6 protein-coding genes are annotated in these 7954 nt (G+C 71.0%); 5 read left to right on the top strand and 1 reads right to left on the bottom strand.

Going from position 1 to position 7954, the window contains the following annotated elements; translation table 11 throughout:
* Positions 1–101 precede the first annotated feature (101 nt).
* From AB0H36_RS38695 to AB0H36_RS38685, 3 genes are all read left to right on the top strand, one after another.
* Positions 102–1337: an ArgE/DapE family deacylase gene (locus AB0H36_RS38695; protein WP_360535345.1), complete on the top strand. Its 1236-nt coding sequence runs from the start codon at positions 102–104 to the stop codon at positions 1335–1337.
* A gap of 13 nt (positions 1338–1350) precedes the next feature.
* A complete protein-coding gene (locus tag AB0H36_RS38690; RefSeq protein WP_360535343.1) occupies positions 1351–3939 on the top strand; it encodes a BREX system ATP-binding domain-containing protein in 2589 nt (862 codons plus the stop codon).
* A 127-nt stretch (positions 3940–4066) separates the two neighbouring features.
* Positions 4067–4771 (top strand): alpha/beta hydrolase, encoded by a 705-nt coding sequence (locus AB0H36_RS38685; protein ID WP_360535341.1) that lies wholly within the window; start codon positions 4067–4069, stop codon positions 4769–4771.
* A gap of 51 nt (positions 4772–4822) precedes the next feature.
* Here the strand turns inward: AB0H36_RS38685 and AB0H36_RS38680 are convergent, their stop codons facing one another.
* Positions 4823–5665 (bottom strand): aminoglycoside phosphotransferase family protein, encoded by an 843-nt coding sequence (locus AB0H36_RS38680; RefSeq protein ID WP_360535338.1) that lies wholly within the window; start codon positions 5663–5665, stop codon positions 4823–4825.
* A 69-nt stretch (positions 5666–5734) separates the two neighbouring features.
* On the opposite strand from AB0H36_RS38680, the gene AB0H36_RS38675 reads away from it, so the two are divergent.
* The gene (locus tag AB0H36_RS38675) at positions 5735–6502 is read left to right on the top strand and encodes a DsbA family oxidoreductase (RefSeq protein ID WP_360535336.1); all 768 of its coding nucleotides are present in this window, start codon (positions 5735–5737) and stop codon (positions 6500–6502) included.
* 762 nt (positions 6503–7264) lie between these two features.
* Positions 7265–7837, top strand: coding sequence for a DoxX family protein (locus AB0H36_RS38670; protein ID WP_360535334.1), 573 nt, complete (start codon positions 7265–7267; stop codon positions 7835–7837).
* Positions 7838–7954: the final 117 nt, after the last annotated feature.

Raw genomic sequence — 7954 nt, 5'->3', positions numbered from 1 at the left:
GATCGGTGGGGAAGACGAGGGGCGGGACGCAGGCAGGCGGCCCGCGCCGGTCGTCTGGCGGGTGGTACGGGAAGCGATCCTGCTGGCCACGCTGTGTGCGCATGGTGAGTGCGGACGCGCGGGTGTTGGCGGCGATTGACGACGTTCGGATTGTCGACGATCTGCGGGAGTTGGTGCGGATCCCGAGTGTCGACGGGACGGCGGCCGAGAGCGATGTGCAGGCGTGGTGTGCGGGCCGGTTGGGGGAGCTTGGGCTGGCGGTGGATCACTGGCGGATCGACCTGCCTGACGTGACTGCGGACCCGGAGTTTCCAGGGATGGAGGTCGAGCGGGAGCAGGCGTGGGGGTGTGTCGGGGTGCTCGGTGGGCCGGGGACACCGGGGTTGATTCTCAACGGCCATGTCGATGTAGTGCCGCCGGGTCTGTGGCCGGAGGGCGATCCGTTCTCGGCACGCATCGAGGACGGGGTGATGTGGGGCCGGGGCACCTGTGACATGAAGGGCGGGGGCGCGGCGATCCTCGGGGCGGTGGCGGCGATCGTTGCCTCGGGCATCCAGCTGCGGAAGCCGCTGGTGGTGCACACCGTGGTCGGCGAGGAGGACGGCGGGCTCGGGGCGTTCGCGACGTTGCGCCGCGGGCACACCGGCGAGGCGTGCCTGATCGCGGAGCCGACCGCGGGCTGCGTGATCCCGGCCAACTCCGGGTCGCTCACCTTCCGGCTTGAGATCCCCGGCCTGGCGACGCACGGCTCGACCCGGACCCGCGGAGTCAGCGCGATCGAGAAGTTCGTCGTGATCCAGGCCGCGCTGCAGGCGCTGGAGGCCGAGCGCAACCGCGATCCGCACCCGCTGCTCGCCCACCTCGAGCTGGCGAACCCGCTATCCGTCGGCACGATCCAGTCCGGCGACTGGGCCAGCACCGTCCCCGACGTACTCATCGCTGAGGGTAGGTACGGCGTACGCCTCGGCGAATCGCTTCCCGCGGCCCGCGAGGCCTTCGAGTCCGCCGTCGCCGAAGCGTGCGCCAAGGACGACTGGCTCCGTGACCACCCGGTCAAGGTCACCTGGCCCGGCGGCGCCTTCGCCTCCGGTCTGCTCGCGGACGACGATCCACTGCTCACCGACACGCTCGACGCGGCCGGTGATCCAGCTCCCGAGGTCAGGGGCGCGCCATACGGCTCGGACCTCCGTCAGTACGCCGCCGCAGGCATCCCCACGCTGCAGTACGGCCCTGGCGACGTCCGGTACGCGCACGCCACCGACGAGCATGTCCGGCTGGACGAAGTCCTCCATGCCGCCCGCACTTACGCCCTCTTAGCCCTCCGGCGCTGCGGCTGATACAAAGTGCGCCATGGGACCGTTGCGGGGGCGTTCACAGGAGCTTGGACGGCTCCTGGAGGCGCTGCGCGCGGCCGGTGACGGCCAGGCGTCGCTGGTCGTCGTCACCGGCGAGCCCGGCATCGGCAAGTCCGCTTTGCTGCGGGCAGCGGTCGAGCAGGCCGAACGCCGAGGCTTCCTCGTGGCCAGCGCGGCCGCACAGCAGGCCGACAACATCAGCCCGCTCGCCTCCCTCGCGCCCGCTCTCCGCGCCGGTCAGCACCCGCTGATCGACACAGAGCACTTCCTGGAGCTGGCCAGCCTCAACACGCAACCACTGTGGCTGGCCGAGCGCCTAGCCGACCTCATCGGCCGCCGTCTCGACGGCAGCCCCGCGCTGATCGTGCTGGACGACGCCCAGTGGTCCGACCCGCTCACAGCCTTCGTACTGCGCGTCGTCATCCCCCGCCTCTCCTCCGCGAAGCTCCTCTGGCTCCTCGCGACCCGACCGCACCCTGGCGGCGTGACGGACCAACTGACGGACGCCGTCCGCGCCCAGGTCCCCGTCCACGCCGTCGACCTGACCCCACTGACCCCGGACGCCATCCAGGACATCGCGGCCGACCTGCTGCAGCGCCCGGTCGACCCCACCCTCGCTGTGCAGTTGGCCGGCGTTCACGGCATCCCGTTCCTCGCCGAGCAGCTCATTGCCGGTCTGTACCTCGACAACCCCGCAGCCCCGACCGGTCCGCTCCCACCCGGTCTGGTCGAGGGCGTACGCCGGCGCACCAGCGGACTGTCCGAGCAGAGCCGGTCGCTTGTCCGGACCGCCGCGGTGTTCGGCAGCGAGTTCCGGCTGGAGGACGTCGCCGTACTCATGGCCGAGCCGGTGGCGAGACTGGCGGTGCCGCTGGACGAGCTGATCCAGGCCGGGCTGCTGACAGACACCGGCTCGGTACTGCGGTTCCGCCACGAGCTACTGCGGTCCGCTGCGTTGGCCGACGTACCGCCGTCCGCTCAGCGCGCGTTGCACGGGGCCATCGCCGACCAGCTGATCTCGGCCGGACGCGGGGCGGCTGCGGCGGCTCCGCACGTCATCGCCGTCGCTCAACCAGGTGACGCGTCCGCTGTGGGCACCTTGCGCAAGGCGGCTCAAGACCTGCTCGCCACGATGTCGAGCACTGCCGCAGAGGTGATCCAGGAGGCCTTCGACCTGACTCTGGTCGACGAGCCGCTCCGGGCCGAGGTCGGCGCCGACGTGGTAGGCATCCTGCTCGCAGCGCGCCAGTACGACCGCGCCAAGGCCTTCGCGGACGACCTGCTGAGCGGTACGGCGCTCTACCGCGGCCCGATCACCCCCGACCTCACCGCATCACTCCGCCTGCTCCTGGCGCCGTACCAGTGGGCAGCGAGCCGCCTGGACCCCAGAGAGCTCACCGTCCACAACGCTGCACCACATCTCGCCGAGCGCTTGGCCGCCTACCGAGTGCTGGCCGGCGCAGAGGCTCCTGGCCCGGCGGACGACCCTGTGGCACGTGCTGTGCTGCAGGTCGCGGCAGCCGAGCACGCACGGGCTGAGGGCAGGTACGTCGAGGCCCGCGACCTGTACGTCGAAGCGCGACGAGCCGGCGCGGATCTACCGGAGACACTGGTCGAGGTGGGCGAGCTCTACTGCCGCGCTGAGACCGACGAGCTCCCGGCAGCGTTGGAGCGCGTGCGCGAGTTGCTGAGCGCCGGTGACTCGTGGTCAGCGCCTCAGCTCGCCGTACTGCGTGCCCGGCTCGAGCTGGCTGCGGGCAACCTGGAACAAGCCGAGGCAGCTGCCCGGACTGGTCTGCGCTGGATGGCCGACCTCGGCGACTCGACGCAAGCGCCAGTGGCTCACCAAGTGCTTGCCCTGATCGCACTGCTGCGTGGCCACCTCACAGAGGCCCGGGAGCTCGCCGGACACGATCCGACGATCAACGCGCTGCTTGCCATCGCCGACGGCGACACCAAGGCGGCTGCGCGGCTGCACGACGTACCACTCGACTTCCCGGAGCGTACCGATGTGCTACTGCAGGCTGATGCCGGGGAGCAGTTGGCAGCCCAGGCTGCTGCCACGCCGTCTGCCGCCTTCCGTGGCGCTTTCGAGCTGGTGGCCGCTGGCAACGACCTGCGGCGGTTGCAGGCCGCTACTGAGCTGCTGCGCGAGTCAGACCGACCGCTGCTGCTGGCGAGTGCCCAGGAGCGCTACGGTCGCGCTGAGCTCGAGGCCGGCGACCGCTCCATCGGCATCTCTACGTTGGAGGACGCTCTCGACGCGTTGACCCGGCTCGGCGCGACCGCACCGGCTGCGCGGATCCAGGCGAGGCTGCAGGCGGCCGGAGTACGGCGACGTCGCTGGGCCGCCGTACCGCCGCGAGCGCAGGAGGGGTGGGAGGCGCTCACACCGATGGAGCGCCGGGTCGCGCTGCTGGTGGCCGAGGGGCATACGAACCGCTCGGCGGCGGAGGAGCTCGTGGTGTCCGCGAGTACGGTCGGGACGCATCTGCGGTCGGCGTTCGGCAAGCTGGGGGTCAACTCGCGGGTCCAGCTGACCCGGCTGGTGCTGGAGAGGTTCACCCCTCCCCCAAACGCATGAGATTTGGGTGCAGGCGCGCGCCGGGTGGGGAGATCCGGCGGTGGCAAGTTCAGCTGTTCGCTCGATACGGCGGAGCGGCTCCAAGCGGTTTCCTTCTACACAAGCCAACCGAAGGAGATCGAGAAACATGACTGACAAGACCCCCACCGTCGTCCTGGTGCACGGTGCGTTTGCGGATGGATCGGCGTGGGCCGAGGTGATCGCGGAGCTGACCAGCCGGGGCATCCCGGCCGTGGCCGTGGCGAACGAGCTGCGGGGCGCGGGCATCGACGGCAGCCGAGTGGCCGCGCTGGTCCGGGAGATCGACGGCCCGGTCGTCCTGGTCGGGCACTCGTACGGCGGCGCCGTCATCACCAACGCCGCGAACGAGGCCGACAACGTGACCGGGCTGGTGTACGTCGCCGCCTTCGCACCCGACGAGGGCGAGAGCCTGCAGGGCCTGATCGGCGGCTTCCCCGCCAACGACTTCGCCTCCGGGCTCGTCCCGCACACCCTGCCGACCGGTGACGGTGGCGAGGAGACGTTCCTGAGCATCGCGCTGGACAAGTTCCCGGCGCTGTTCGCGGCCGACGTGCCGAACGCCGAGCTGCTCGGCCGGTTCCAGCGGCCGATCGCGGCGGCCGCCTTCGAGGAGAAGTCCGGCCCGGCGAGCTGGAAGCGCCTGCCGGTCCACTTCCTGGTGGCCACCGGCGACCAGGCGATCCACCCGGACGGCCAGCGCACGATGGCCGCCCGCGCCGGCGCCACCACGATCGAGGTCGACGCCTCCCACGCCGTCTCGGTCTCCCAGCCCAAGGCCGTAGCCGACCTCATCACCCAAGCAGTCCGCTGAAGTAGTTCGCCGGCCGACCCCGACCATCCGGGGTCGGCCCTCACAACCCGCTTACAGCAATCGGTCGAGGGCCGCTTGCCCAGCTGGTCCCCAGTGCGGCTTGCCGCCGGGGAGGCCCTTGTCGCCGTTGATTCCCATCGCGATCAGGAACAGCGCCCGGGTCACCGCCCAGCCGCGAGCTCGCCGTACCGTTGCCTCGTCCACCGGGTAGCGCTCGAAGAACCGGCCGGCGGCGCCGTCCGGGAGCAGGATCCAGGCGGCCGCGAGGTCGGTCGCCGGATCGCCGACGCACACGTCGCCGAAGTCCACGACACCGGTGAGTGTGCCGTTGGCAACGACCACGTTCGCCGGGTGCAGGTCGCCGTGCAGCCACACCGGCGGTCCGTCCCACGCCGGGGCCGCCACCGCGTCCTCCCACACCGCGCGGATCTGGTCGCGGCGGCCGACGTACTCGTGGATCTCCTCGAAGCCCAGGCCCCGCGGCAGACCGGATCGGTCGCTCACCGGCGCATCGGCCGGCGCCTCGGTGTGCAGCGCCTGCAGGAAGTGCGCCAGTACGTCGGCCGCGGCCGGATCCGTGATCGGCGCATGGTCCGCGGGCTCTCCGTGGACCCAGGTGGTGACGAGCCATGTGTGCGGGAAGCGCTCGGTCGGCTCGCCGAACCGCTGCGGCACCGGCGCCGGCAAGGTCAGCCGCGACGCAAGCTCCGGCAGCCAGCGGTACTCCTTCCGCAGCAGCTCCGGAGCGCCATCCTGGCGCGCCCACCGCACCGCCAACTCGTCTCCGAGCCGCCACATCTGGTTGCCCCAGCCGCCGACGACCGGCCGCAGCGGCAGGTCGGCCAGGTCCGGGTGTTGCTCCTGCAAGGCTCCACGCACGAGTTCTTCGTCCATGGAGCGTCAGACGCGTCACATCCGGAGCTGGTTGGGAATAGGTCCGGATCGGGCCAGGTTGCCCCGGGCATGCGTATCGATGTGTGGTCCGACGTGGTCTGTCCGTGGTGCTACATCGGCAAGCGCCGCCTGGAGCAGGCGCTGGCCGCCAGCGGCGAGCAGGCCGAGATCGTCTGGCACAGCTTCCAGCTGGATCCGTCGGCCATCAACGACGACCCCCGGGACCTTCCGACCCGGCTCGGCGAGAAGTACGGCCGCGGCCGCGAGTGGGGCGTGCAGGCCAACGCGCACGTGACCGAGATCGCGGCCGAGCTCGGTCTGGACTACCACCTCGACCAGGCGAAGTCCTCCAACACGGTCGACGCGCACCGCGTCCTGCACCTGGCCCGCGAGCTGGTCGACGCCGGCCAGGTCCCGGCCGACACCCAGGACCGCCTCAAGGAGCGCCTGCTCAAGGCCTACTTCACCGACGGCCTCCCGGTCGGCGACCACGCCACCCTGACGAGCCTCGCGACGGAGGTCGGCCTACCCGCCGACCGCGTCACAGCTGTCCTGGCCGGTACGACGTACGCCGAAGAGGTAGCCGCCGACCAGGCCCAGGCACTCGCCTACGGCGCCAACGGCGTCCCATTCTTCGTCATCGACGAAAAGTACGGCGTCAGCGGAGCCCAGCCCGTCGAGGTCTTCCAGGAAGCCCTCCGCCGAGCCACCGCCGACCGCACCCCCGTAACCCTGATCAGCGCCCCGGCCACCACCTCCGCCTCCGGCCCCACCCCCGGCACCACCTCCACCACCCCCGACGATCCCACCTGCGGCCCCGACGGCTGCCCCATCTAACCCACCCTCCAAGCGGATCTCCCCGCGAAGTCCAGGCCCTCCCCTCGCACGCACCCGGACAACCCCCAACCCGACCGGAGAACCCCAGATCCGGGCGGACAACCCCCGAGCCCGAGGGATATCCACTGAACTCGGGGGTTGCCCCCTGAGATTCTCAGTGGGCAACCCCTCACCTCGGTGGATATCCCCTCGAAGCACGGGCTCTCCCCTCGTACCCGACCGGAGAACCCCCGAGCCGAGCGGCGAACGCCCGAGCCGGGCAGAGAACCCCCGATCCCGAGGGACATCCACTGAACTCGGGGGTTGCCCCCTGAGAACCTCGGTGGGCAACCCCTCACCTCGGGGGATATCCCCTCGAAGCACGGGTGCTCCCCTCTCACCCGACTGGAGAACCCCCGAGTCGACCTGAGAACCACCGAGCCGGGGAGAGAACCCCCGCGCCGAGCGGCGAACCCCCGAGCCGGGCGGAGAACCCCCGATCCCGAGGGATATCCACTCAACTGGGGGGTTGGCCCCTGAGAATCTCGGTGGGCAACCCCTCAGCTCGGTGGATATCCCCTCGAAGCACGGGTTCTCCCCTCGTACTCGACCGGAGAACCCCTGCGCCGGGCGGAGAAGCCCCGAGCCGGAGGGATGTCTGCTGAGGTCGGGGGTTGCCCGTTGGGGATTTCGGGGGACGACGCGTCGGGTGGGTGGGGGTGGGGGTGGGGGTGTTTGCCGTGGGTACCGGGAGTCATTCGGAACGTGGTGTATGAAGGAGGCATGACTGTCGTGCGCGCACTGGCCAGGCCGTTGCTGTCCATGATCTTCGTCGTGCAGGGTGCGAACTCGATCCGCAACCCCGAGCCGCTGGTGCCCAAGGCCCAGCCGGTGACTGACCGTCTGGTGCCGATGGTGAAGCGGGTCGCCCCGCCGCAGGTCGGCGACCGGATCCCGGAGACCACGGTCAACCTGGTTCGCCTGAACGGTGCCGTCCAGGTGCTCGGCGGTCTCGCGTTGGCGACCGGCAAGGGCCGTCGGCTCGGTGCCGCGACGCTGGCGACCACGCTGCTGCCGGTTACCGTCGCGGGGCATCCGTTCTGGCAGGTGAAGGACAAGGAGACACGCGCCGCGCAGCGAGTCCAGTTCATGAAGAACCTCGGTTTGCTCGGCGGCCTGCTGCTTGCGGCGGTCGACACCGAGGGGCAGCCGGGGCTGGCCTGGCGGGCGTCGCATGGGGCCCGGGCAGCGAAGCGCGAGACCAAGCGCGGGGCGAAGGCGGCCAAGCGTGAGGCGAAGCAGCTCGCCCACGAGGCCAAGCAGGCGGCCCGGCTCGCGAAGGCGGAGCTCACCTGACCGGAAGCAGCTCGACGGTCACCTGACCGGACGCAGCTCGACGCTGTGACGGTGCCCACGTACTCGCCCGAAGGACGACCGGGCCAGGTGCTCTCGTCGCTGCGGGTCCGCCCTGGG

Origin of the sequence: Kribbella sp. NPDC050820, assembly GCF_040653975.1 — a bacterium.
GTDB lineage: Bacteria > Actinomycetota > Actinomycetes > Propionibacteriales > Kribbellaceae > Kribbella.
The sequence above is the reverse complement of the archived record's forward strand: the minus strand, read 5'-3'. Positions and strand labels throughout refer to the sequence as shown.

Coding starts and splice junctions, on each gene's coding strand:
- AB0H36_RS38695 (WP_360535345.1), top strand. CDS start 102: ATGGTGAGTGCGGACGCGCGGGTGTTGGCGGCGATTGACGACGTTCGG.
- AB0H36_RS38690 (WP_360535343.1), top strand. CDS start 1,351: ATGGGACCGTTGCGGGGGCGTTCACAGGAGCTTGGACGGCTCCTGGAG.
- AB0H36_RS38685 (WP_360535341.1), top strand. CDS start 4,067: ATGACTGACAAGACCCCCACCGTCGTCCTGGTGCACGGTGCGTTTGCG.
- AB0H36_RS38680 (WP_360535338.1), bottom strand. CDS start 5,665: ATGGACGAAGAACTCGTGCGTGGAGCCTTGCAGGAGCAACACCCGGAC.
- AB0H36_RS38675 (WP_360535336.1), top strand. CDS start 5,735: ATGCGTATCGATGTGTGGTCCGACGTGGTCTGTCCGTGGTGCTACATC.
- AB0H36_RS38670 (WP_360535334.1), top strand. CDS start 7,265: ATGACTGTCGTGCGCGCACTGGCCAGGCCGTTGCTGTCCATGATCTTC.